The 24,687-nt window shown below is 61.3% G+C and carries 19 protein-coding genes (1 of these 19 only partly in view); 4 read left to right on the top strand and 15 right to left on the bottom strand.

The window, feature by feature from the left end; all coding sequences use genetic code 11:
* Nucleotides 1-12: 12 nt before the first annotated feature.
* Complete coding sequence (locus tag NBH21_RS20700; RefSeq protein WP_250914976.1) at nucleotides 13-1,545, top strand: oligosaccharide flippase family protein; 1,533 nt, start codon at nucleotides 13-15, stop codon at nucleotides 1,543-1,545.
* A 54-nt stretch (nucleotides 1,546-1,599) separates the two neighbouring features.
* Nucleotides 1,600-3,366, top strand: coding sequence for an alpha/beta hydrolase family protein (locus tag NBH21_RS20695; RefSeq protein ID WP_250914977.1), 1,767 nt, complete (start codon nucleotides 1,600-1,602; stop codon nucleotides 3,364-3,366).
* On the opposite strand, the gene NBH21_RS20690 is transcribed toward NBH21_RS20695, so the two are convergent.
* The 7 genes from NBH21_RS20690 to epmA all read right to left on the bottom strand — a co-directional run bounded on the left by NBH21_RS20690 (nucleotide 3,356) and on the right by epmA (nucleotide 11,496).
* Nucleotides 3,356-5,818: a glycosyl hydrolase 2 galactose-binding domain-containing protein gene (locus tag NBH21_RS20690; protein ID WP_250915001.1), complete on the bottom strand. Its 2,463-nt coding sequence runs from the start codon at nucleotides 5,816-5,818 to the stop codon at nucleotides 3,356-3,358. The genes NBH21_RS20695 and NBH21_RS20690 overlap by 11 nt on opposite strands.
* A gap of 65 nt (nucleotides 5,819-5,883) precedes the next feature.
* Nucleotides 5,884-6,849 carry a DUF1839 family protein gene (locus NBH21_RS20685; RefSeq protein WP_250914978.1) on the bottom strand — a complete coding sequence of 322 codons (966 nt, stop codon included), beginning with the start codon at nucleotides 6,847-6,849 and terminating at the stop codon, nucleotides 5,884-5,886.
* Between the two features lie 8 nt (nucleotides 6,850-6,857).
* Nucleotides 6,858-7,766, bottom strand: coding sequence for an amino acid--[acyl-carrier-protein] ligase (locus tag NBH21_RS20680; RefSeq protein ID WP_250914979.1), 909 nt, complete (start codon nucleotides 7,764-7,766; stop codon nucleotides 6,858-6,860).
* Between the two features lie 5 nt (nucleotides 7,767-7,771).
* Entirely contained in the window at nucleotides 7,772-8,953 is a 1,182-nt protein-coding gene (locus NBH21_RS20675) for an acyl-CoA dehydrogenase family protein (RefSeq protein WP_250914980.1), read from the bottom strand.
* Nucleotides 8,953-9,204: an acyl carrier protein gene (locus tag NBH21_RS20670; protein ID WP_250914981.1), complete on the bottom strand. Its 252-nt coding sequence runs from the start codon at nucleotides 9,202-9,204 to the stop codon at nucleotides 8,953-8,955. Before NBH21_RS20670 ends, NBH21_RS20675 begins: the two co-directional genes overlap by 1 nt.
* Before the next feature lie 190 nt (nucleotides 9,205-9,394).
* A complete protein-coding gene (locus NBH21_RS20665; RefSeq protein ID WP_250914982.1) occupies nucleotides 9,395-10,435 on the bottom strand; it encodes a lysine-2,3-aminomutase-like protein in 1,041 nt (346 codons plus the stop codon).
* Nucleotides 10,432-11,496 carry an EF-P lysine aminoacylase EpmA gene (epmA, locus tag NBH21_RS20660; RefSeq protein WP_250914983.1) on the bottom strand — a complete coding sequence of 355 codons (1,065 nt, stop codon included), beginning with the start codon at nucleotides 11,494-11,496 and terminating at the stop codon, nucleotides 10,432-10,434. The genes NBH21_RS20665 and epmA overlap by 4 nt, the downstream gene beginning before the upstream one ends.
* Nucleotides 11,497-11,637: 141 nt before the next feature.
* Here epmA and efp point away from each other — a divergent pair, with 141 nt between their 5' ends.
* On the top strand, nucleotides 11,638-12,207 hold the full coding sequence (gene efp, locus NBH21_RS20655) for an elongation factor P (RefSeq protein WP_250914984.1): 570 nt from the start codon (nucleotides 11,638-11,640) through the stop codon (nucleotides 12,205-12,207).
* A gap of 75 nt (nucleotides 12,208-12,282) precedes the next feature.
* On the opposite strand, the gene NBH21_RS20650 is transcribed toward efp, so the two are convergent.
* The 3 genes from NBH21_RS20650 to NBH21_RS20640 all read right to left on the bottom strand — a co-directional run bounded on the left by NBH21_RS20650 (nucleotide 12,283) and on the right by NBH21_RS20640 (nucleotide 16,155).
* Complete coding sequence (locus tag NBH21_RS20650; protein WP_250914985.1) at nucleotides 12,283-13,230, bottom strand: hypothetical protein; 948 nt, start codon at nucleotides 13,228-13,230, stop codon at nucleotides 12,283-12,285.
* A gap of 157 nt (nucleotides 13,231-13,387) precedes the next feature.
* Entirely contained in the window at nucleotides 13,388-14,872 is a 1,485-nt protein-coding gene (locus tag NBH21_RS20645) for an NAD-dependent succinate-semialdehyde dehydrogenase (protein WP_250914986.1), read from the bottom strand.
* Complete coding sequence (locus NBH21_RS20640; protein ID WP_250914987.1) at nucleotides 14,869-16,155, bottom strand: 4-aminobutyrate--2-oxoglutarate transaminase; 1,287 nt, start codon at nucleotides 16,153-16,155, stop codon at nucleotides 14,869-14,871. The genes NBH21_RS20645 and NBH21_RS20640 overlap by 4 nt, the downstream gene beginning before the upstream one ends.
* Nucleotides 16,156-16,309: 154 nt before the next feature.
* Here NBH21_RS20640 and NBH21_RS20635 point away from each other — a divergent pair, with 154 nt between their 5' ends.
* Nucleotides 16,310-17,143 (top strand): MerR family transcriptional regulator, encoded by an 834-nt coding sequence (locus NBH21_RS20635; protein ID WP_250914988.1) that lies wholly within the window; start codon nucleotides 16,310-16,312, stop codon nucleotides 17,141-17,143.
* A 111-nt stretch (nucleotides 17,144-17,254) separates the two neighbouring features.
* Here NBH21_RS20635 and NBH21_RS20630 read toward each other — a convergent pair whose 3' ends face one another.
* From NBH21_RS20630 to NBH21_RS20610, 5 genes are all read right to left on the bottom strand, one after another.
* Nucleotides 17,255-18,661: an efflux transporter outer membrane subunit gene (locus NBH21_RS20630; protein WP_250914989.1), complete on the bottom strand. Its 1,407-nt coding sequence runs from the start codon at nucleotides 18,659-18,661 to the stop codon at nucleotides 17,255-17,257.
* 133 nt (nucleotides 18,662-18,794) lie between these two features.
* Nucleotides 18,795-21,908 (bottom strand): efflux RND transporter permease subunit, encoded by a 3,114-nt coding sequence (locus tag NBH21_RS20625; RefSeq protein ID WP_250914990.1) that lies wholly within the window; start codon nucleotides 21,906-21,908, stop codon nucleotides 18,795-18,797.
* Nucleotides 21,909-21,952: 44 nt separating this feature from the next.
* Nucleotides 21,953-23,164, bottom strand: a complete 1,212-nt coding sequence (locus NBH21_RS20620; RefSeq protein WP_250914991.1) for an efflux RND transporter periplasmic adaptor subunit — start codon at nucleotides 23,162-23,164, stop codon at nucleotides 21,953-21,955.
* A gap of 169 nt (nucleotides 23,165-23,333) precedes the next feature.
* Entirely contained in the window at nucleotides 23,334-24,005 is a 672-nt protein-coding gene (locus tag NBH21_RS26175; protein ID WP_250914992.1) for a TetR/AcrR family transcriptional regulator, read from the bottom strand.
* A gap of 7 nt (nucleotides 24,006-24,012) precedes the next feature.
* Nucleotides 24,013-24,687: the 3' portion of a phosphoribosylaminoimidazolesuccinocarboxamide synthase gene (locus NBH21_RS20610; protein WP_250914993.1), read on the bottom strand. It continues 276 nt past the right edge of the window; the window shows 675 of its 951 coding nt (coding positions 277-951); its start codon lies beyond the right edge, outside the window; its stop codon occupies nucleotides 24,013-24,015.

The following is a 24,687-nucleotide window of genomic DNA, read 5'->3' as shown; positions in this document are numbered from 1 at the left end:
GATAGAGGTAAAATGGTAAAGCGGATCGTCGCAAACTCGGCTCTGAATGCTGCCGCAGGCATGTCCCTGCTGATGATCGGTTTTGCCTGCTCCATCATCACCGCCCGTCTTCTCGGGCCGGAAGCCAACGGTATCATCGCATTCTCGCTCTGGCTTGCCGCCACGGCAGCGCTGATTGCCGAACTCGGTACCGGCATCACCCTTCTCCGGTTGCTGCCCCAGCTTCGCGCGCAAGGGTATGGTGACGACGCTCGGCGTGGCTTTGCGGTCTATCTGCTTCGCCCGGTCGTCCTTGCGACCATTGCCATCACCATACTCTACGGCGGCATCTACTGGCTTGCGGAACACGAACACTGGGCCACGAATACACCCGTCGTGCTGATCTTCACCGGCATCCTGCTGTTCGTGCAGTCGATCGGATCCTTTACAAAGAATGTGATGCTCGGAGAGCAGGACGTTGCCGCCTTCTTCCGCATATCGGTGGTGGCAGGTTTGTTGCAGTTCGGGGGCGTGCTGTTCGGCGCGATCTTCTTCGGGATACCCGGGGCGCTTTGCGGCTATATCCTCGGCTTCATCGTCCAGTTTTTCTATTCGCTCAGCCTGTTCCGCAGTCCGGCCAATCTGTGTGGTATCGCACCGCGCTATCTGGTGACATCGTCGGCTATGCTGTCGGTGCAGTACATCATCGAGTCGATCTTCCTCACCCGTGTCGAGATCTACTTCCTCGAACGTTCCCATGGCGTCGAGATGGTGGGTTACTATGCGGCTGCGTTGTCGCTGGCGAACCTTGCCCTGCAATTGCCCGTCCAGCTGACTGGCAGCCTCGTCCCTTATTATTCGGAGAAGATACATGCCAACGGGCATGGGCGCTTGCCGGTCGAGGTGTTCGAAAGCGTTGTCCGCAGCCTGTCCTACATCACTCTTCCGATGAGCTTCGGGCTTGCCGTCATCGCGCCGCGTCTGGTGACGACCGTCTTCGGCGAAGCCTTTTCGGAAAGCGGCCCGATGCTCACCATCCTCGCGCTGGTCACGCCGATCTATGTCTTCGGGCTTGTCTGCTCGCAATATCTGCTGTCGCTCGACCGGGTACGTGCCCGTCTCATCATATGCTTCATCGGGGCCGTCATCATGGTCGGTGGGGCCTTGTTGGTGGTGCCCGAATTCTCCGGCGAGGGTGCGGCATCCATCCGTTTCGTCGTATTCCTGGTCATGGCGATCCTGACGCTGCGGCAACTGGAATTCGTGGGATCGTTGCGCAGCATGTATGTGACGCTCGTCAAGGTGACGATTGCCGCAACCCTTTGCGCAGGCGCTGCCTATGGCGTTCTTAACGTCGTTCCGGGCTTGGCGGGCCTGGTTCTGTCAATTGGTTGCGGCGCGCTTGTCTATATCGCGGCCCTTAGGTTGTTCGGGGCCATTCCGGCGGAAGATCTCGTAGCCATTGAGAGCATTGTGGTGCGCCTGCCGGGACCGGCGGCATCGCTGGCCAACAGGCTGCTCGGTTTTCTTGTCGCCAAGCCACGGGTCTTCGAGGGGAGTAACTGACGCGGGGTTGCGCGCGGTGAAGGGGGAGCCATGAACGCCTTGTCGAAGTTGCCAATGGAAAACTCAGGACCTGCCCTGAAGCCGGCCGTGTCGGCGGCGCGGCCGGTCACGTTTTCCGGTAAGGTCGGCCTTTTCATGCCATCAGCCGCCCCGACCCACGATCTCGCAGTGCTGTTTGTCAGCCCGTGGGGGCTGGAGGAGCTTTGCGTTCACAAATTCTGGCGGGTGCTTGCCGATGCGCTTTCGGCGGGCGGGATCGCCAGCCTGCGCTTCGACTATTCCGGGACCGGTGACGCGTTGGACATTGCCGATGGGGCGGCTTCCGGGCTCGCTCTCTGGGAAAACGATATCGTCGAAGCGGCAGCGCAGTTGCGGACCTTGTCCGGCTGTAAAACCGTTGCCGTCGTGAGTCAGGGGCTTGGCTCCATGCTTGCCCTGCGGGTGCTGGAACGGCTGGATGACGTCGCAGGCATTGCCTGCCTTGCGCCCGTAACCTCGGGCCGCGCCTATCTCAGGGAATTGCAGATCTGGTCCCGCATGGTGGATGAAGGGCTTGGTATACCGGAAAAGGACCGCATTCGCGATCAGGTCTCGATAGCCGGGCTGCGCATGCCGGAGGACATTGCGGCCGATATCCGCAAGGTCGTGGTATCAGGTACCGCTACTCGCTATGCCTTTGTCGCGTGCCGCCCGGACCGGCCGGGAGACAGGGAACTTGCCGAAGCGCTGCGGCGCGACGGTGCCGATGTTCTCGAGATCAATTATGCCGGTTATGATGCGTTCATTTCCAACCCGCTGATTTCGGTCATGCCGGAGAGCGTTGGCGAGAAGCTGGTGTCGTGGGTTTCTGGCCTGCGGGGTCCACAGCCTGCAAGCGGAGACCGTGTATCATCGATGACCAACGCGCCGAGCGAGTTGCGTGGCCCTGAATTCCGGGAACTGCCGGTAACCTTCGGCAACCACGGCAGGCTCTATGGCGTCCTCTGCCAGCCGCTCGGTGAGCGGAAGGGCGCCACGACCATCATTCTCGGAACGGCCTATGACCGGCATGCGGGCTGGGGACGCTCCGGCGTCGAAATGGCGAGGCGGCTTGCGGGCGAGGGGATCGCGTCCCTGCGGTTCGATGCCGCCAATGTCGGTGACAGCCCGCCGGTGCCGGGTGGGCCGGAGCAGATCCTCTACAATCCCTCGCAGCTCGACGATGTCGCGGCCGCTGTCGATTTTCTTGAAAAAAGCGAACTGCTGCCGGCGGTCATCTGCGGTCGTTGCAGCGGCAGCTATCTCGGATTTCGCAGCGTCGTCGCCGATAAACGGCTTCAGGGCGCGGTGATCGCCAATCCCTATGCCTTTCAGTGGGATCCGGCGCTCGATGTCGATGTTGTCATCCATTCCGCCCCGCGCCAGCTTCACGAATATCGCAGTCGGATGCTGAAGCTCGAGACATTTCGTCGTCTGGCGAAGGGGGAGGTCGATGTCGTGGGGGCGGCAACGAACATGGTGCGGGCCGTCGCGCGCCGGCTGAAGCGTTATCTGCTGCCGGTTCTCAACCGCTTTTCAGGCAGCGGTTCGCTGCATTCCCAGATTGTTGGCGAGTTCCAGGCGTTGCAGGATCGCGATGCAGCGATAGGCTTGATCTACAGCGAAGACGATGTCGGCCTTGTGCATCTCGCCGAGCATTTTGGCGAGGGCGGACGCGGGCTTTCCCGTTATTCCAATGTCCGGATGACGATCCTGCCGGATGCGGATCACAATCTCACGCCGGTTGCCGCACGCGAAGCCTATCTTCGCGCGGTACAGGACATGGCGGTTCTCAAAAACTGAAACGGCGCTGCGAGCCGAGGTGGGAGACTGTTCCCGCCGGCTTGCCTTCTCCAGACGCGCCCGTAGGGCGAAGGCGGATGCGTCGGCTTGCGCCCGGCGGAAGATGGAACCAGTTTTCCTCCGCGTCGTGGGTCTCTGTCGCGATATGGACGGACTGGGCGAAAACGCTGGTGGACAGGTCTAGCATCCAGCCTTCCTCTGTCTCTTGCAGGGCGAGCGCCAGTTCTGCCGGGTGAAGGGCGGCCTTGCGGCCCTGCGGGAAATGAAAGGCTTCCGCGAGTACGGCACCCGTTTCACCATCCAGAAGGCGTGCGACGGTTATGTCATGGGACGGCGGGCCGAAACGGAAGGCATAGGTGGTATCGAAGAAAGCGCCGAACAGATCGGTGCAGGCGATCGTTTCACCGGCATGGGGCGCAAGTACCATCTCGCGCTTGCCGCTCACGACGGGCTGTAGGCCTTCCCGAAGGCACGCGACTTCAATAACGACTTCCCTGGTGGTTGTGGTGTCGTTGAGGAGGTGAACGTCAAGGCCGTTGGTGCCCTCGTCGGTCAACGCGACCTGCAATGGGCGGAAGGCACGCTTCAGGGCATGCCAGACGGACTTGGGCTTTCCGGTTGAATCGACGACGCCCCAGCCGGCGCCGGGCTGAAGATCCTGCAGGGTCCAGACGAGGGCGCCGTTACAGGTCGATTTCGGCCTGCGCCATTCGGCATAGGTCTCGGTTACGACCTCGGCGACGGCGGCGCGGGAGAAATCGAGATAACGGCCGGCATCCTCGCGGCGCAGGCGGGCGGGGTCGAAGCCGTAGAGATCGCCGAGATAGTGGTCGCGGACATCCTCGAAATCCCAGGATGCCCCACGGTCGCGCGGCACACGCGCCTTCCAGCGGGGATCATGAGCGGGTGCGACCGGAAGGTGCCGGTCGAGGGTTTCCTGTTCGGGCACATTGGCGAAGGCGAGGCTCTCGGCGGCGAAACGCACTTCGGCGCGACGGGCGTCCTCCAGCGGGCGGCAATAGGCGCCGACGCCATAATAATGGGTGACGCCGGAATTCGGCGAGAAGGGCATGGTCCCGCCGGAAGGCGAGTTCTCGACATAGGCAACGCCTGGCCGTGCATCGGAAACGATACGGGCAAGGACTTCCGCAAAGAACGGCGTTTTCCAGATCCGTTCCGGCAGGCCCAGCATGGCGGCCTGCTGGTAGACCTCGCTGCCACCGCAGACGACGGCGAGCGATGGCGACGCCTGTGTTGTCGACAGCAATTGCCGGATTTCGGTGTCGATCGAAGCGAGGAAGGCCTCGTCCGCGACGGGATAGTCGAAATTCGCGAACATCAGGTCCTGCCAGACCATGATGCCGAGCCGGTCGCAGAGGCGGAAGAAATCGGGGCTCTCATAGCTCATGGTGCCGCCGATGCGGATCATGTTCATGTTTGCCTCGGCCGCCTTTGCAAGCCAGGGAGCGTAGTCTTCTGCCGCGCCGGGTAGGCGAAGGATATCGGCATTGGTCCAGACGGCGCCGCGGCAGAAGATGCGCGTGCCGTTGACCAGAAGAGCGAAGTCCTGCCCGTCGGTTCCACGGTTGATCTCGATTCGCCTGAAACCGGTGAGGCCGAGCGAATGGCGCTTGCCGTCGATGTCGAGGGTGACGTCATGCAGTTTCGGTTCGCCGTGGGTGCGTGGCCACCATGGCTGCACCTCGGGCAGGGAAAGCTTGGCCTGCCAGCGTCCGTCGGCGGTTCGTGCGAAAACGGCTTGCCGACCGTCGCAGCCGAGGCGAAGGCTTTTGGCGGTCTCCGGCAGAAGAAATGAAACCGAGAGGCTTCCCGTTCCGTCTTCCGCAAGGCCGCTGCGGATCGAGAGATCCTTGACACCGTCACCTTCCGTCCTGATCAGGCTGATCGGGCGAAACGGGCCGACAGGGTGAATTTCCGGGCACCAGCCGGGCATGCGCCCGAGCGGCGTGGTCCGGACAAGCCTGAGACCCTGATTGTCCATCAGGCCGGAACGCCAGCGGGCTCGGGGGCCGCGCTTGGCGAGTTCATCTACCAGCGCGCGGAAGCATATGGCGATTTCGTCCCTGCCGGTCAGGACAAGTTCGAGGTCATGCGCCTGATACATGCTTGAGGAGGAGAGCCTGAGCTCTCCGTTCAGATAGATTTCGGCGATGGTCGCAAGGCCGGCGAACCGCAGGATGGCCGGCCCCGGCTCTTCGCCTTCCAGCGAACGGAAATACCAGGCGTCCTTGTCATGCAGGGACTGGGGCTTTTCGGGATCGAAGAGGCCGGCCCCGGCAAGGGCTGAGGCGACGGTTCCGGGAACCGGCGCGGGGATGCGGGCGGACGGACGATGCACGTCGCGCGCGGTGACATAACGTCCCGCCTCGGTGACGAGCATCGTCCAGCCGCTTTCGAGCGGTCGCTCGTCAGCGCCGAGATAGGTCGTCATGCCGGTCATGTGTCAGCGCGCCCCGTGAAATTGCACCCGATTGTGCTCTAGGCCGGATCTTGTCTTCAGGAAAGCGTCTTGCCAAGCTCGCTCATCAGTCTGTCCCAGGCTTCCGCCGCCGGGTCGAGAGCCGAAGCCAGAGGATCGAACTTCTTGCGAGTGACGGCGCGTGCAAGCTGGAACTGCACCGATTTCGCCACTTCCGAAATCTTCAACGCCTGCTCGACGACCGGAACGAAGCTCTCCTCCGAAAGCCAGGTGAGATGGCTTGCCAGAAGTTCGAAATTGGCGCCGAACTGACGGAGCGTGTTGAAGGCGTATTTGTGGAAGTAGCCGAACGGACGCTCCGCGATCGCCTCGACCTGTGCCGGAAAGACGGCAGCAAAGGCCGCGATCGGGTTGGCGTGAGGCCGGCGGTCGTAGTGACGGCGGAGCAGTTTTGCGGCGACCGTGCGCTTGTGTTCGCGGGGAACCGGTTTTGCCGGAAACTTGGCGAACTCCGTGTAAGGCAGGAAGGGCAGGGTGCCTTCCGAGACGTTCAGCTGGAAGAGGCCGTCGAAGTCCTCGCCATCGACATGGAAGAAACCGCCATTGTGGAAATAATCCATGGAGCGACCGGCCATGTCGAGCCGGTTGATCGCGACCGTCGTCTTGCCGTGGTCCTGCCTGTAGCCGACACCGCGGGTGTCGGGCATGTAGAAGCTGTCCATCTCGACGAGGCAGATGCGGCCGCGCCGGATCTGTTCCGTGACATGAGCCTCGACGCTATCGAAGATCGCCAGTTCCGTGACGCGGATACCGTAGAGTTCCTCGAGGTCTTCCAGCGGCACCTTGAAGAAGGTGAACTGGTCGCCCTCGAAATCCTGCGTCAGGGTGAAGCCCAGCATGGCTTCGGGCGCGACATGATGGCTTGCCAGCACCTCGATCCAGAGGTCGACATAGCAGTTGGTCTCCGGCCACATCCGGTCGCTCGCATGCAGGGCATGCGTTACGTATGTGGCCGGCTCGATGCCGGGAAAGACTGCGTTCATCGGTCGGCTCAGCCCCAGAGTGCTGCGCGGACCGATGCCGGCCATGCCTCGGTGTCGAGGCCATGGTGATGGAAGAGCGCAAGCGCGATGCGCTCGAGGCCGAAGCCGACGCAGGCCGTGTGCGCGACGGCTCCGTCCGCAAGGTTGAGGCCCCACTTCGTGCCGAAGGCGTCCTGATGGTAGTTGAAGCTCATGCAGGCCGTGGGCTTGGTGACCGATGTAATCGGGATCAGCAGTTCGAACTTCAGGTTCTGGTCGCGCTGGTTGTTGGCCATCATCTTGCCGGCGCGGCCGAAGAAAGGATCGTTGGCCACGTCGATTTCGACCGGAAGCTCGACTTCGGCCATCATCTTGACGCCACGGTCCATCCAGATCTGGCGGAACTCGGTGACGTCGGCCTGCGTGCCCATGCGGACATATTCGCGCATGCGGAAAAGCTGCTGGCGCGCCGGGTCGTTCGATGGTTCGTGGCGGAAGCAGTAGGACTGCAGGTCGTAGAGGCCGCCGGCTTCCGGCAGGTTGCCGCGTTTGGCGACGGTCGGATAGAGCGGATAGCAGGCCGCCGGCGTCAGCACGATATCGGTCGCCTTCTGCTCGGCCGTCCAGTCGCTGCCTTCGTCCATGCATTTCAGCAGGCTGACGTGATCCAGTTCGCAGCCGCAGAAGCTGTGCACCGTGCCCGCAAGCTGCGGGAAGCTCTTCATGTAGCCGCTCTTTTCGAAATAGGCCCGGTTCATGCCGGGCGGAAAGCGGATCGCTTCCGCGCCGTCGGCAGCGCCATAGCGGTCGATGAGGCGTTCGAACGCCGCGATCACGTCTTCGAAGCGGCCGCTGCGGCCGTAAAGGCCGTCGACACCGGTTTCGATCAGGAGACCGCTTTCGAAGAGGCGGTCGAGAAAGCTTACCTGCATATCCATGGCTTTTACCCCAGCAATCCGGTTTCCTGCTTGTGAACGAGCAGCATGGTGGAGGTGTTGGCGAGAATGCGATCGTTCGAGATCATCAGTTCCGCCGAGTGGGCGTCGCGCAGATGGCGACCGAGACTATAGGGCGTACCGTTCTTGTAGCCCATGATGCCGCAGATGCGCATGGCCTGGTTGATGACCGGCAAGATCATCTCCGAGGAGGCGATCTTGACGTTGTTCATTGCAACGGCGAAGCCCATTGAAGACAGGCGGTCGGAATCCTTGCGTGCGGTTTCGAAGGTTTCTAGGCCGGTCACGATATTGGCGCGGATCGCCTGCAACTGGCTCGACATTTCCGCGAGTTGCACGAGGCCCGGAGGCTGCGTGCCCGGCGCCTTGCGGGCGGCGGCGCGGACGAAGTTCTGGGCGCGGGTGAAGGCGTCGACGGCGATGCCGTACCAGAGGGCGCTCCACAGAAGATGCGCATTCGCCAGCATCGACTGTGCGGCGATTTCCGCGAAAGGCAGCGGCAGGATCTGTTCTGCCGGAGCCTCCCCGCGGAAGATAAAGCCATCGGAGCAGGTGCCGCGCATGCCAAGCGTATCCCAGGTCTGGGTGTGCTCGAGCGTGTACTGGTCCTTGGTGAAGACGGTCATCACCTGATCGGTGGATGCTGCATCCTTGTGGCTGCGGGAGGTAATGAGGATCGCGTCGGAATCGGCACCGTAGGAGATGACGGTTGCGTCCTTCTCCAGGCGGCAGACGCCGTCCTTGACCTCAATGGCGCAGATGCTGTTGCGCATGTTGCCGCCGATGCCGGCTTCCGTGGTTGCGGAGCCAAGCAGGAGCTGTTCGGCGACGACGCGGCGCATGAAGGCACGGTGCCATTCGGCCTCTCCCCCGTGGGAGACGAGGCTCGACGTCTTGATCTGGTGCATGGCGAAGATCATCGCGCTCGACGCGCAGGACTGCGCCAGCAGGGTGCAGGTTTCGGCGATCTCGGCGTGGGAAAGTCCCTCGCCGCCGAACTCGACCGGGATCATGATGCCCATCAGCCGTTCGGCCTTCATGGCGTCGATCGCCTCGCGCGGGAAGCGTCCCGCCTTGTCGACTTCATCCGCATAGGCTGCCGCTACCGCCGCCACGCGTGTCACCCTGCTTTTCAGGCTCTTGTCGATAGATCTTGCCGAGAGGTCCATTATGCGACCTTTCTGTCTTCCAGGATCGTCGAGAGAGTGGTCTCGATAGCGGCGATGCTGACGAAGGATTTGCGGTTGAGCAGATGGTCCGGGAATTCCAGATCGAAGGCTTCTTCAAGACCAAGCATCAACTGGACGGAGGCGAAAGAAGAAAGACCGGCTGCGTAAAGATCGGCCTCATCGGAAATCGCCTCGACGGATGTTGACAGTCCACCAACCTTGGCCAGCAGAGAACGAATGGTTTCGTTCATGTTTCTCCCCTTCTTGTACATGAATTTCCAAATTTCGGGGAATTTCTACTGCAGCAAGGCATAAGATTCCGCTAAGTCACGTAGTTAAATAAACGTGATTGCGTCTTATCAATTTGAATGAATTGTATGAAGGCGGCCGGAAAAGTCTTTCACGGCAGGAAACTTGCTGTCGCGTTTTCGCGGTGGCCGCTCAAGGATAACGATGGGTTGTCCCATTTCGGTCCAGTATTGCAAAGGTGTCGCCATCAGCTTCGTGGATGGCGCCTTCGCCGACCGCGACCTTGCCGTAACCGCCCGGCAGATCGAGAATATAGGTCGGAATGCAAAGGCCGGAGACCCGGGCGCGAAGCTCGCGCATGATGGCCTGCCCCTCGGCGATCGTCAGGCGGAAATGTCCCGTTCCGGGCGCCATGTCGGGATGGTGCAGATAATAGGGTTTTACGCGAGCCTCGACGAAAGCGCGCATCAGTTCCGCAAGGATTGTGGCATCGTCGTTGATGCCGCGCAGCAGTACGCTTTGGCTGACCATCATGATCCCCGCATCGACAAGCCGGCCGCAGGCATCCCGTGCGGCCTTTGTCATCTCGCGCGGATGGTTGGCATGGAGCGCCAGATAGACGGTCTTGCCACCGGTTTTCAGCGCTTCGATCATCTTGGCGTCGACGCTATCAGGATCGACGACGGGCACGCGGCTGTGAATGCGAACGATCTTCACATGCGGCATCGAGGCAAGCTCGACCATGATGGCGCGGAGCCGGCGAGGCGACATTACCAGCGGGTCGCCGCCGGTCAGGATCACTTCCCAGATCTCGTCATGGCTGCGGATATAGTCCAGTGCGGCTGCAAGCTTCTCAGAACTCAGGTTGCCGTCCCCCTGTGGCCCCACCATTTCGCGGCGGAAACAGAAGCGACAATAGACCGGGCAGACATGCACGGCCTTCAACAGAACCCGGTCGGGATAGCGGTGAACGATGCCTTCGACGGGTGTGTGAGCATGATCGCCGATCGGGTCGTCCCGTTCGCCTTCGGCTTCCACCAGTTCGGCGGGCGTTGGCAGGAACTGGGCGGCAATCGGGTCTGCCGGGTCCGTCCGGTCGATCAGTCCGGCGACCGTCGGCGTGAGCGCCACGGCATAGCGATCCGCGACCTGCCGGATGCCGGAGGTGTCTGAGGTCGGCAGTAGCCCGGAGGCGACGAGATCGTCGATGGTGCGCAGGGTGTTTGCGCTCAACGGGTAACCTCCGCAACGGGAGCCCACATGACTTGATCGATCCTGAGCGCGCCGGTTGCCAGCATCACGAGACGGTCGAAGCCGAGCGCGATGCCGGAGGCTTCCGGCATGACCGCCAGCGCATCGAGGAAATCCTCGTCCAGCGGATAGGTCTCGCCGTAGATGCGCTGCTTTTCCGCCATCTCCGCCTGGAAGCGGCGGCGCTGTTCGGCTGGATCCGTGAGCTCCCCGAAAGCGTTGGCGAGTTCGACGCCGCAGGCATAGAGCTCGAAGCGTTCAGCGACACGCGGGTCGCGGGTGGACGGACGTGCAAGGGCCGCTTCGGCAACCGGATATTCATCGAGAATGGTGGCGCGTCCGAAGCCGAGATGCGGCTCCACCTTCTCCACGATCACACGGCTGAAAAGATCGGCCCAAGTGTCGTCGTCGGCGATGCGGATACCGGCTCGTGTGAGTTCAGCGGCGAGGCGGTCGCGATCTGTTGCGCCTTCGGGCTCCACCGAGGAGAGGAGATCGATCCCCGCGTGACGCTCGAAGGCCTCTGCGACTGACAGTCTTTCCGGCTCGGCAAAGGGATCGCATTCGCCGCTGCGGAAGGCGAAGCGGCTGGTTTTTGTAGTGTCGGCCGCGAGTTGGAGGATCTCAGCGCAATCCGCCATCAGCCGTTCATAGCTCTCTCCGGCCCGGTACCATTCCAGCATGGTGAACTCGGGATGATGCAGCGGACCACGTTCGCGGTTGCGATAGACATGGGCAAAGCAGGCGATCCGTGGCTCGCCTGCTGCGAGCAGCTTCTTGCAGGCGAATTCGGGGGAAGTGTGCAGGTAGAGCGGTGCCGCCTCGCCGTCATTGCCGATGGCTTCGGTTGAAAAGGCATGCAGATGCGCCTCGTTGCCGGGGGAAACCTGTAGAGTGGCGGTGTCGACCTCGATGAAATCGCGCGCAGCGAAATAACCGCGCAACGCCGCCTGGATCGCATTCCGTCCAAGCAGGAAGGGCCTGCGATCGGCATGGATCGAGGGCATCCACCAGGAGGGAGAGGCGGGTCTGCGATCGGTCATTCAGGCTTTCTCTGTCCTTGTTGCAACACGGGCTGGCTATTTCGCCGATTTTAGGTTAGTTGCGCCCAAGAAATTTGATGACGTCATACGGACGGCGGGTCGTCCTTTACGATGGCTCACAGGCAGATACAAGGAATTCCCATGGTCAAGATCATCGCTTCTTCCGTCCGCAAGGGCAATGTCCTCGAGGTCGACGGCAAGCTCTACGTCGTGCTTACCGCCCAGAATTTCCATCCGGGCAAGGGCACGCCGGTTACCCAGGTCGATATGCGCCGTATCGTCGATGGCGTGAAGGTTTCCGAACGCTGGCGCACGACCGAGCAGGTCGAGCGCGCTTTCGTTGAAGACCTGAACTTCCAGTTCCTCTACGAGGACGGCGAAGGCTTCCACTTCATGAACCCGGAAAGCTATGACCAGGTCGTCGTCGACGTGGATACCATGGGCGACATGAAGGCCTACCTGCAGGAAGGCATGACCTGCGTCCTGTCGATCCATGAAGGCATTCCGCTTTCCGTCGAACTGCCGCGTCACGTCACGCTCGAGATCGTCGAGACCGAACCGGTCGTGAAGGGACAGACCGCTTCTTCTTCCTATAAGCCGGCAATCCTTTCGAACGGAATCCGCACTCTGGTGCCGCCGCATATCGACGCCGGCACCCGCGTCGTCATCGCGACCGAAGACAATTCCTACGTCGAGCGCGCGAAGAACTAATCTGGTTCGACTTCGTTTAAAAGAAAGGCCCCCGGAACTTATGTTCCGGGGGCCTTTCTTTTTGTTGCTTCGGTTCTACGAACGCGGATAGATTTTCGCTTCGACGGCTAGGCGGCACCAGTTTCGGTCGCCGATTTCCTTTTCGCATTCGGAGACCGTCGCCTCCAGTTCCGCTTCCGCCTTTTCCCGCGCTGCCGTTTTGGCTGCTATCTCGCGGTTTCGCTGATCTTCGAACTGCTCCTTGCGGGAGGTATAGGCCGAGGCCACGTCCGCGCCGCAGATCGCGGTAACGCGACCCAAGTCGGCACCCCGGATCGGATAAAGCCAGTCGGGATCGTAACCGCGTTCCTTGGCCACGGCGAGGACGGAGTCCATGTCGGTCGTGCAGATGATCGTGGTGTCGATACAGCCGGCCTTGCGGAGATGCTGATAGATCGAGTCTTCCTTGACCTTGTCGTAGCGTCCGGGTGTGATCACATCGAACCCGTCCTTCTTCTGGCCATCCGCGCAAGCTCCGGTCATCTTGCGGAAGTCGCGGTATTCGATCGCGGTTTCCAGCGCGCTCATGTCGAAGATGTTTTCGGCAAGCCGTTCGGTGTTATCAGCGGTTTTCGATGTGCTTTCGGCCGTTCTGGCCGTGTTGTCAGCCGTTTCCCTTGTATTATCGGCAATCTGCTTGACCGATTCCTCCATGCTGAGCAGCTTCTGCTGGACATGAGCCATGAATTCGCTTCCGCTGGCAATCCGGCCTTCCGGCGATCCTCCGGTGGTCGACCAGAGGCCGAGGCAGGTGAGTACCGCGCCGAATACGGCGGACGATTTGGTGAGGTCGCTTTCCCAACCTAGCCTGCGGGCCAGCGGATAGGCGCTTATCAGGAGCACAACGCCGGCGGCGAGCATCCAGTAGATGTAAGGCCCTACCGGGGTGGCGAGATCACCTGCAAGCCCGATGGCGCCGCTGATTACGCCAAACTCCAGTAGCTTGCCCGCGCCGGTAAAGTTATTGGAAAATTTCTTGAGCACGGCTTTTTCCCTCTCATTTCGAGGGCAGTTGATAGCGGTCAACGCTTACGGTCCGGCGAAGCTGAAGGCTAAAAATCTATGCAATGCCGCGTTCGGTGCCGGAAAAAAACCGGGAGAATGGTTCTCCCGGTTTCTTGTCAGATGATGGATCTGATGCTTATTCGATGCCGCCGAGGCACATGTACTTGATCTCGGTGTAGTCATCGATGCCGTACTTGGAGCCCTCGCGGCCGAGGCCGGACTGCTTGATACCGCCGAAGGGTGCCGTTTCGGTGGAGATCAGGCCGGTGTTGATGCCGACCATGCCGTATTCCAGCGCTTCGGCGACCCGGAAGATCTTCGCCACGTCCTTCGAGTAGAAGTAGGAGGCAAGACCGAACTCGGTGTTGTTGGCGAGTTCGATGACCTGCTCTTCGGTTTCGAACTTGAAGAGCGGCGCGACCGGGCCGAAGGTTTCCTCGGTGGAGACCCGCATGTCGGGCGTCACGCCGGTCAGGATGGTCGGTTCGAAGAACAGGCCGCCCTGGGGGGCCGGCTTACCACCGAGTTCGACCTTGGCGCCCTTGGAAACGGCGTCGGCGACGTGTTCCTCAACCTTCTTCAGGGCGTTCTTGTCGATGAGCGGGCCGGTGGTGACGCCTTCGGCGAAGCCGTCGCCGACCTTCATCTTGCCAACGCGTTCCGCGAGCTTCTTGGCGAAGGCGTCATAGACGTTGGCCTGAACGTAGAGACGGTTGGCGCAGACGCAGGTCTGGCCGGCGTTGCGGTACTTGGAGATCATCGCGCCTTCGACGGCCGCATCGAGATCGGCGTCGTCGAAGACGATGAACGGGGCGTTGCCGCCGAGTTCGAGGCCGAGCTTGAGGATCTGGTCCGCACCCTGACGCATCAAGATCTTGCCGACATTGGTCGAGCCGGTGAAGGTGAGCTTGCGCACCTTGTCGTTCGCGCAAAGCTCCTGGCCAACCATGGCCGCGTCCGTGGAGGTCAGCACCGAGAACACCCCGGCCGGTACGCCAGCACGCTCGGCAAGGATGGCTAGCGCGAGAGCCGAGAGCGGCGTCTGGGCTGCCGGCTTCGACACCATGGCGCAACCGACAGCGAGAGCCGGAGCCATCTTGCGGGCAAGCATGGCGTTCGGGAAGTTCCACGGCGTGATCGCGCCGACGACGCCGACCGGCTGCTTGACAACGATGATCCGCTTGTCGGCCTGGTGGCCGGGGATCGTGTCGCCATAGACGCGCTTGGCTTCCTCGCCGAACCATTCGACATAGGATGCACCATAGAGGATCTCGCCGCGGGCTTCCGGCCACGGCTTGCCCATTTCCATGGTCAGGATGGTGGCGAGGTCATCGGCATTGGCAACCATCAGGTCGAAGAGCTTGCGAAGGACCGCGGCGCGCTCCTTGCCGGTCTTCTTCGCCCATGCCTTCTGCGCGATATAAGCCGCGTCGATGGCGCGGGCGACCTCCACCTTGCCGAGAGCCGGCAAGGTGGCGATGACGTCGCCCGTCGAGGGGTTTGTGACTTCGAAGGTCTTGCCGCTCTCGCTCGCGGACACCCATTCGGTGCCGACGAGGGTTTTGTCGGTGACGAGCGACGTGTCCTTCAGCTTCGATGTGAGAAGGGTCGATATGGTCATGACTTGGCCTTTGCTGCGCATTCGCGGAGAGAGGTTTCGATGATATCGAGAGCTTCGTTAAAGACTTCGTCCTGAATGGTGATCGGGGACAGGAAGCGGATGACATTACCGTAGACGCCGCAAGTCAGGAGAACCAGACCCTTTTCCAGAGCCTTCAGGCGAACGGCGTTGGTGAAGTCGGCATCCGGTTTGATCGAGCCGGGATGGCCGAATTCGACGGCAACCATGAAGCCAGGGCCGCGGATGTCGGAGATCTGCGGAATGTCGGCGCGCAGGCCTTCGAGGCGTTGCTTCAGGCGGCTGCCGAGCTGGTTGGCGCGGTCGCACAGCTTTTCTTCCTCGATGACGTCGAGAACGGCATGGGCGGCAGCGATCGCCAGGGGGTTTCCGGCGTAGGTGCCGCCGAGGCCGCCGGGGCCGGGAACGTCCATCAGTTCGGCGCGGCCGGTGACGGCCGAAAGCGGGAAGCCGCCGGCAAGGCTCTTGGCCATGGTGACGAGATCAGGGGATACGTCATGGTGTTCCATCGCGAACAGCTTGCCAGTACGGGCAAAGCCGGTCTGCACTTCGTCGGCGATCATCAGCATGCCGTGTTCGTCGCAGATCTGGCGAACGGCCTTCATCAGCGCGCGCGGAACTTCGTAGAAGCCACCTTCGCCCTGGATCGGCTCAAGAATGATGGCGGCGACGCGCTTCGGGTCGACGTCGGCCTTGAACAGCTTGTCGAGAACGTCGAGCGATTCCTCGACGCTGATGCCGTGCATCTCGATCGGGAAGGGAACGTGGAAGACGTCGCCCATCATCTGGCCGAAGCCGACCTTGTAGGGGACGACCTTGCCGGTCAGGGTCATGCCCATGAAGGTGCGGCCGTGGAAAGCGCCGGTGAAGGCGATGACGGCGTTGCGGCCGGTGGCGGCGCGGGCGATCTTGACCGCGTTTTCGACGGCTTCCGCGCCGGTGGTGGTAAAGATCGTCTTCTTCGGGCCGGAGATCGGAACGAGCTTGTTCAGGCGCTCGGCCAGGGCGACGTAGTTTTCGTACGGCATGACCTGGTGGCAGGTATGGGTGAAGGCATCAAGCTGCTTCTTTACGGCCTCGATGACCTTGGGATGGCGATGGCCCGTGTTGAGAACGGCGATGCCGCCTGCGAAGTCGATGTAGCGATTGCCTTCGACGTCCCAGATCTCCGCATTCTCTGCCTTGGCGGCATAGATCTGCGTCGTCATGCCGACGCCACGGGAAATGGCCGCGTCCTTGCGAGCTGCGATTTCGGAGTTTTTCATTCTCGGATTCCCTTTGGTAGCAGTTGACCTTCGGCGTCGGGCTTATTTTCGATCGCGAGGTTGCATATTCCCTACATTTTTTCTGTAGACTTGCAATATGGTTTGACGCATTTATCACGCATGGCAATGACAACGCGCTGACAGGGACCGGCCTATGGATGACGTCCGCTTCAAGATTGCCGAAGCCGCCCGTATGGCGGGGGTTTCCGCCTCGACGCTGAGACTTTGGGAGACGCAGGAACTGATCCAGCCGATCCGCACGCCCTCGGGCCAGCGGCTCTACGACCTCGCGCTTGTCGAGCGCTTGAAGATAATTGCATGGCTTCGTAGCGAAAAGGGCCTCAACCCGGCTGCGATCCGCGAAAGCCTTCGCGAGGAGGTTCCTCCGGCGGTGGAGGCCGAGATCGCTGAAATCCTCGAGGACGACGACACGGAGACCTCCGAAATCGCCGTCGGGCAGAAGGTGCGGCGGCTTCGACGGGATGCCGGGAAAACGCTTGAGACCGTGGCGCAGGCGACGGGCGTTTCCGTTTCTCAGCTTTCGACCTTCGAGCGCACTTCATACGGCCTGTCGTTCACGGCGCTGCATACGGTCGCAAGCTATCTCGGGACGACAGTCGCCAATCTCAGCGGGCAGGAGCAGGGGGATGGCGGGGAATCCCTCATCCGGGACGGCAAATGGCCGACATGGCCGACGACTTCATCCGGCGTGACAATCCAAGTGTTGGCGGAAGGGCGCAACCAGATGGAATGCAATCGCTTCCAACTTGCTCCCGGCGCATCGAGCGAAGGCGCCTATCAGCATGAGGGCGAGGAATTCATGCATGTGCTATCAGGCAGTCTGGAGATCATTCTGGACGGCGACCGGTTCTTCGAGCTCAATGCCGGCGACAGCTTTTATTTCGAAAGCCGCAGGCCGCATTCCTGGCACAATACGTCCGATGGAGAGACGGTGCTTATCTGGATCAATACGCCCGCCACTTTCTGACGGCTTCACGGTCGCCTTCCGGCGAGCGATGATTAATCGACATTACGGGCATGAAAAAACCCGGTGGCTCTTGGAGCTACCGGGTTTTCAAAGCTTGGTTGAAAGCCGACCTTAGTTGGTCTTCGGCTTCTTGCTGTCGAAGGCATAGCCACCGCCGATAGCGACGTTCAGCGAGACGTAGTCGGCTGCCATCTGCTGTACGGCCTGGGCTAGGCTTGCCTGAGCGGTCGATACCGAGCGCTGGGCATCCAGAACGTCGAGCAGCGAGGATGCGCCGTCGCGGTAGCTGGCGGTCGAAAGCTGCAGGGCTTCCTCGTAGGAGCGAACGGTTGCGGTGAGTGCGGCCACGGTCTGGCTGTCGCGGTTGACGGCGGCCAGTGCGTTCTCGACTTCCTCGACGGCGCTCAGCACGGTCGACTTCCAGGCGAGATAGGCTTCGCGAGCCGAGGATTCCGCGATGTCGACATTGGCCTTCAGACGACCGCCATCGAGGATCGGCAGCGAAAGGCTCGGGCCGAAGGACCATGAGGTGAAGGATCCCTTCAGCGGCTTGGTCGAGATGTAGGACGGGGTGATCGAGCCGCCCAGCGTGATTGTCGGGTAGAGCTGGGCTTCGGCCACACCGATTTCGGCGACGGCTGAAGCCAGCGTACGTTCGGCCTTGCGAATGTCAGGACGGTTGCGGATCAGGTCGGCCGGAACGCCGGCATTGACGCTGCGGCGAGCGACCGGCTGGGGCGCCCCCTTCTGCAGTTCGGAAACCAGCGCGGAGGCAGGCTTGCCGAGCAGCGTTGCGATGTGGTGAGCCGACTGGCGGAAGTTGGTTTCCAGGCCGGGCAGATCAGCCAGCGTGGAGTTGACCAGACCTTCGGACTGCACCACGTCGAGACGCGAAGCCGCACCGGCTTCAAGCTGCAGCTTGGTGAGTTCCAGGGTTTCGCGACGCGATGCCAGGTTCTTTTTGGCGATGGCGATGCGCTCCTGGTAGTACCGGGCGTTGATGTAAGAGGTCGTCAGATCCGACAGGTAGGAGAGCTTGGCGACATCCGCGCTTGCGTAGGCGCCGTCGAGCGAGGCCTCGGCCCCTTCCTTCGCACGCTTGTACTGACCGAAGAGGTCGAGCAGCCAGGATACGGTCAATCCACCGCTGGTCGTCGAGCGCGTGTCCTGCTTGCTGAAGCCGCCATCGGCGCCGCTGACAGACTCGCTGGCGCTGCCGTCCAGGCTGGGCAGGGCGCCCGCGCCGGCCACAGTCACATTCGCCTCGGCGGCGGTGATGCGTTCCAATGCCTGAAGAATGTCAAGATTCTGGTTCAAGCCTTCATCGACATAGGCATTCAGCCGCTTGTCGTTAAAGGCCGTCCACCAGGGGGCCATGGCCACATCGCCGGTGCTCTTGGAGCCGCCTTCGCCGAATTTCTCGGGAAGGGGCATTTCAGGAGCCTTGTGATCCGGGCCAGTGACGCAACCCGAGAGCAGAAGTAATGCAAGGGGGGCGGCTACGCGTATGGATACCATCATACTATCCTAGTTTTTTGCTCGGTTGCGTCGCGCGTCAGGCGCGTCGTCATATGTCTCTGGCGCTGCGCCTATCGTTCCAAGAGGAATCAATTATGGTAAATATCTGCTTAACGTAACGATATCCATATCCTCATGACAGCGCTTCCTTCGGTTTTGCACGGGTTGTGACTTTTCGGACGACCACGAAGAACGACGGCACGAAGAAGATGCCGAGCGCCGTGGCTGCCAGCATGCCGCCGAGAACGCCGATACCGATCGAGTTCTGGGCAGCGGAGCCAGCGCCGGTGGCGATGGCAAGCGGCACGACGCCGAGGATGAAGGCCAGCGACGTCATGATGATGGGACGAAGGCGCAGGCGTGCTGCCTCCAGCGTCGCATCCATCAGGCTGGTGCCGCCCGTCATTCGGTCCTTGGCGAACTCCACGATCAGGATGGCGTTCTTCGCGGCGAGACCGATGGTCGTCAGCAGGCCCACCTTGAAGTAGACGTCGTTTGCCTGGCCGAAGTAGTAGGCGGCGGCGAGAGCACCGAGCACGCCAACCGGGACGGCCATGATAACCGAGAACGGAATGGACCAGCTTTCATAAAGCGCCGCAAGGCAGAGGAAGACGATCAGGACCGACAGGGCATAGAGCGCCGGGGCCTGAGAGCCGGACAGGCGTTCCTGATAGGAGATGCCCTGCCAGGCCACCGTGTAGCCGCCTCCGAGGTCGGCCGTCAGCTTTTCCATTTCGTCCATGGCGTCGCCGGAGCTGACGCCTGCACCGCCTGCACCTTCCAGGGAGATGGCGCTCGTGCCGTTGAAGCGGGCCAGTGTCGGTGCGCCGCCCACCCAATCGACCTGGCTGAAGGCAGAAAAGGGAACCATCTCGCCTTCGGAGTTGCGGGCGTACCAGTGGGTCAGGTCGTCGGGCTGCATGCGATAGGGCGCATCGCCCTGCACATAGACGGGCTTCAGTTCGCTGTTCAGCGTGAAGTCGTTGACATCCCGGCCGGCGAAGATCGTCGACAGCATCGAATTGACGGAAGCAAGGTCGAGACCCATGGCGCCCATCTTTTCCTGATCCAGCAGGATCTTCAGCTGGCTTTCCGCATCGGGGCTGTTGGAACGCAGGGTGCTGATCTTGGCATTGGAGCTTCCGAGGCCAATGAGCTTCTTGGATGCCTGGGTCAGCGCATCGGTTCCGGTCTTGCCGCTGTCCACGATATACATCGAGAAGCCGCTGGAGTTGCCGAGGCCGGGAATGGCCGGCGGCTGCAGTGGGAATACCTGCGCATCCCGGATGGTGAAGAAGTAGCCCATGGCGCGCCGCACGATGGCGGATGCTGCCAGATCAGGGCTCTTGCGCTCATCGAAGTCTTTCAGCTTGGCGAAAACCATCGCGTAGTTCTGTCCCTGGCCGACGAAGCTGAAACCGGAGACGGCGAATACGTCCTTGACCGCATCCTTTTCCTTGTCGAGGTAGTAATCCTCGATCTTCCTGATGACTTCCTGCGTGCGGGCTTCGGTCGCGCCGTTCGGAAGCTGGACGATCGTCATGAGCACGCCCTGGTCTTCCTGCGGAAGGAAGGAGCTGGGCAGGCGGGTGAAGATCCATGCGCAGCCGCCGATGACGATCACGAACATCAGCATGACGCGCATCGGACGCTTCAGGAGGTAACCGATCGTCGAGACGTAACCATTGGTCGTGCGGTCGAAGGTCCGGTTGAACCAGGCTGCGGGGCCTCTCTTCGGCTTCGTGTGGTCGACAGGCTTCAGCATCGTGGCGCAGAGCGCCGGCGTCAGAACGATGGCTACCACGGCCGACAGCAGCATCGCCGAGACGATGGTGATGGAGAACTGGCGGTAGATGATGCCGGTGGAGCCGCCAAAGAAGGCCATCGGAATGAACACGGCGGTGAGCACGAGCGCGATGCCGATGATGGCGCCGGTGATTTCACCCATCGATTTTTCCGTCGCCTCAAGCGGTGACAGGTGCTCCTCGGACATGATGCGCTCGACGTTTTCCACGACCACGATGGCGTCGTCGACGAGCAGGCCGATCGCCAGAACCATGGCAAACATGGTGAGCGTATTGATCGAGTATCCCGTTATGGCAAGGATGCCGAAGGTGCCCAGCAGAACGACGGGAACGGCGATCATCGGAATGAAGGTCGCACGCAAATTCTGCAGGAAGATCAGGAGCACGAAGAAGACGAGCACGATTGCTTCGATCAGCGTGTGAACCACTTTCTCGATGGAGAGCTGAACGAACGGCGTCGTGTCATAGGGGTAGGTGATGACCACGTTTTCCGGCAGCGACGGCGCCACGGTGTTTAGCGCCGCCTTCACACGCGCTGCGGTGTCGAGAGCGTTTGCACCGGTCGCGAGGTTGACGGCGAAGCCGGTCGCCGGATTGCGGTTCGACCGGGTGTTGGTCGAGTAGCTTTCTTGGCCGATCTCGATACGCGCCACATCGCTCAGGCGAACGGTCGCGCCGTCGGTCTCTACCTTCAGGATGATCGATTCGAAGTCGGAAACGGTCTGGAGCTGGCTCTGCGCCGTGACGGTCACGTTGAGCTGCTGCCCCGGAGCCACCGGCTGTGCACCGAGAGAACCGACGGAAACTTGCGTGTTCTGGGCTTCGATGGCCGTGGTGATGTCTGTCGGGGTGAGCTGGAACTTGTTCAGCTTGAAGGGGTCGAGCCAGACGCGCATGGCGTAGCCCGTACCGAAAACCTGAATGCTGCCCACGCCTTCGAGACGCTTGATCTGGTCTTCGATCTGGGTGGAGAAGATATCCCCGAGTTCGACCGGCCTGCGCTTGGCGTCGGTGGAGACCAGCGCGCCGACGAGAAGAATACTGGAAGTCGAGCGGGTTACCTCGATGCCGGCGGTCTGTACGACATCTGGGAGCTGAGACTGAACGAGCTGCAGCTTGTTCTGCACCTGCACCTGGGCGATATCCGGCTCGATGCTGTTGCCGAAGGTCAGCGTGACCGTCGCGCGGCCGGTGCTGGACGACGAGGTCATGTAGGTCAGGTCGTCGAGGCCGGTCATGCCGTCCTCGATGATCGTGGTCACCGACTTCTCGACCGTCTCGGCGCTCGCGCCGTTATACGTCGCGGAAATGCGCACGGTGGTCGGCGCTATCTCTGGATACTGCGAAATCGACAGGGTCGAGATTGCCAGAGCGCCGCCCAGCATGATCACGATCGCGATCACCCAGGCAAAGATCGGGCGGTGGATAAAGAACTTGGCCATTGGTTACCCCTTTGCGCCTGATTGCTGCCCGTAAAGCCGCACGATCATGGCTTTGCAGCCGGGGCCGCTTCCGGCGCCTTGGGTGCTTCGACGACGAAGCCGTTTTCATCCACGGTGGCTTCCACCGGCGCGACGGTCGCGCCGTCACCAATCCACTGAAAGCCATCCACGATCAGCTTGTCGCCATCGGCGATGCCATCGGCGACAAGCCAGTTGTTGCCGGAAACGCTGCTCTGTTCGAACACGCGCGTCTCGACAACGTTCTGGGCGTTGACGAACTTGGCGGTGAGTTCGCCGCGAGCATTGCGGGTCGCCGCACGCTGGGGAATGAGGTAACCATTTTCCTTGCCGACGGTGACGCTTGCACGCACGTACATGCCGGGCAGAATCAGGTTGTCCGGATTGTCAAAGACCGCACGGATCGAGAAGGTGCCGGTGGTCTCGCTGACGGCCATTTCAGACATGTCGAGCTTGCCGATGATCGGATACTGGGTGCCATCCTCCATAGTCAGCCGAATATCGGCAATCTGGCCGCCGGGCTGGTTTACGCGACCGGCGGTGATGGCTTCACGCAGACGCAGGAGGTTTGCGCTGGACTCCGTCAGGTCGATGTAAATGGGGTCGAGCCGACGCAGAGTGGTCAGCTTGTCCGTCTGGTTGGCGGTGACCACGTTGCCGATGGAGAAGGTCGAGACGCTGGTAACCCCTTCGAAGGGCGCCTTGATATCGGTCAGCGCAAGATTGATTTCCGCGGCGTTCAAAGCAGCCTTTGCCTGGGCCACATCTGCTTGCGCCTGCAGCAGCGTTACCTTGGCGTTTTCATATTCGATCTGGGTCGCGCCGCTGTTGACCAGTCGCTCATAGCGGGCAAGGTTCGATTGCGCTGTCGGTACACTCGCCTCGGCCTTTGCGAGGCTCGCCTGCGCCTGGGCCACTTCGGCGCGGTAGGTGTCATCCTCGATCTTGTAGAGAAGGTCACCCTCGTTGACTTCGCTGCCTTCCTTGAAGGCGATCTGTTTGATCACGCCGCTGACGCGCGGGCGGATATCCGCGGTCTGGAAGGCGTCCGCACGACCCGGCAGAAGGCTGCTCAGCGGATGTTCGGCCTTTTTCATCGCCACGACGCTGACAGGTGACGGCGGGCGTTCGGCGCCTGCTGAGCCTGCATTCTTGCCCGATGAGCCGGAATCACTGCAACCTGCGATGACGGCGGTGAGCAATACGATTGCCGAGGTCAGGTGAATGCGTCGTTTCATGGTTTTTCCACGTCGAGATTGAGGCAGCCCAGGACGCATCGCTATAGCACGCAGGCGCAACGGTGAAATTAACTCTCGTTAATTTTTGTTATTGGTGCTGCGTGTGACGAGATAGCCACGGGACTCGCCATTGCAGGCAGTCTTGCGAAGTGACGTATGTTAAAATTCGTCACTTATCAAGGGTGGTTTGCAGCGCAGCATTGATCAGACGAGCAACTTCCTCGCAACGTGTTGCCAATATGTCGGGCTGCTCGTTGGCGATCATGACAGGATGTAGAACGCAGGCGAGGGCATAGAACGCGGCGTCGGCCGCGCGACGGCTGTCCTGTGGGGCGAATTCGCCATCTCTGGCGCCGTCCACAATGATTGCTTCAAGCGCGCTCCGCACGATATCGCGATATCGGTGTCCGCATTGAAGATCGTCTTTTGCCGTCAGCAGGATCATTTCAAAGATATAAGGATTTTCCTCAAGGTCGCGCCTGTGACTGGCCATCAGGTGGCGCGCGAGGTCAAGTAGCCTTTCACGCGCCGGCCGACTGCTATCGACCGAGGCAAGGCCGGCGAACTTGACTTCCATATGGCGGGCGGCAATCGCATCCACCAAGCTCGCCTTGGAATGAAAATGCTTGAACACGTTGGCGGGAGACATGCCCAGCGCATGGGCGATGTCGGCGATGGCCGCATTGGCATAGCCTCGGGTGCGGAAGAGTTCTTCCGCCTTGTTGAGGATGTCCTCCCGGGTCTCGCCCGCAGGCCGGCGCACACGACGGGGCTGTCGCTCGGCGGCTACGTCCGAACAGGAGGCTGTCGTTGTGCGATGGGCCTTGCGTGCGTCTGACACGGGAACGTCACCTCCGGGGGAAATAGGTGGCCAGGTTCTCTCTTATACGATCGCGCGGCGTTTCTCCGCGATTATCCGGCTCGAATGTCTCGCCGGTGATCGCCTCATAGGCCTTAATGTAAACCTTGGAAGTCTGTTCGACCAGTTCCCGTGGGATTTCCGGAATATCGTCCTTGTACGGATCGCAGCGCTCGGCGACCCAGGCGCGGACGAAATCCTTGTCGAAACTCTCCGGCCGTTTTCCAGCCTCGAAGCTCGCCCGATAGCTGTCCGCGATCCAGTAGCGGCTGCTGTCGGGCGTGTGGATTTCGTCTGCGAGCAGAATATTGCCGTCAGCGTCGGTGCCGAACTCATACTTGGTATCGACAAGAATGAGGCCGCGTTCGGCAGCAAGCTTCTGCCCGCGGGCAAAGAGCGCAAGTGCATAAGCCGCCACGGTGTCCCACTGGTTCTGGGTCAGCAGGCCTTCCGAGACGATCTGTTCCGGTGTCAACGGCTCGTCGTGCCCGCCATCGAAAGCCTTGCTGGTCGGCGTGATGATTGCCTGGGGCAGGGCCTGATTGTCACGCATGCCGTCCGGAAGCGTAACGCCGTACATCGTCCGCTGACCTTTCTTATAGAGCGTCAGAATGGATGTACCCGTGGTGCCGGCGAGATAGCCGCGCACCACCATCTCTACCGG

The organism is Ciceribacter sichuanensis (assembly GCF_024055605.1).
Lineage (GTDB): Bacteria > Pseudomonadota > Alphaproteobacteria > Rhizobiales > Rhizobiaceae > Allorhizobium > Allorhizobium sichuanense.
The sequence above is the reverse complement of the archived record's forward strand: the minus strand, read 5'-3'. Positions and strand labels throughout refer to the sequence as shown.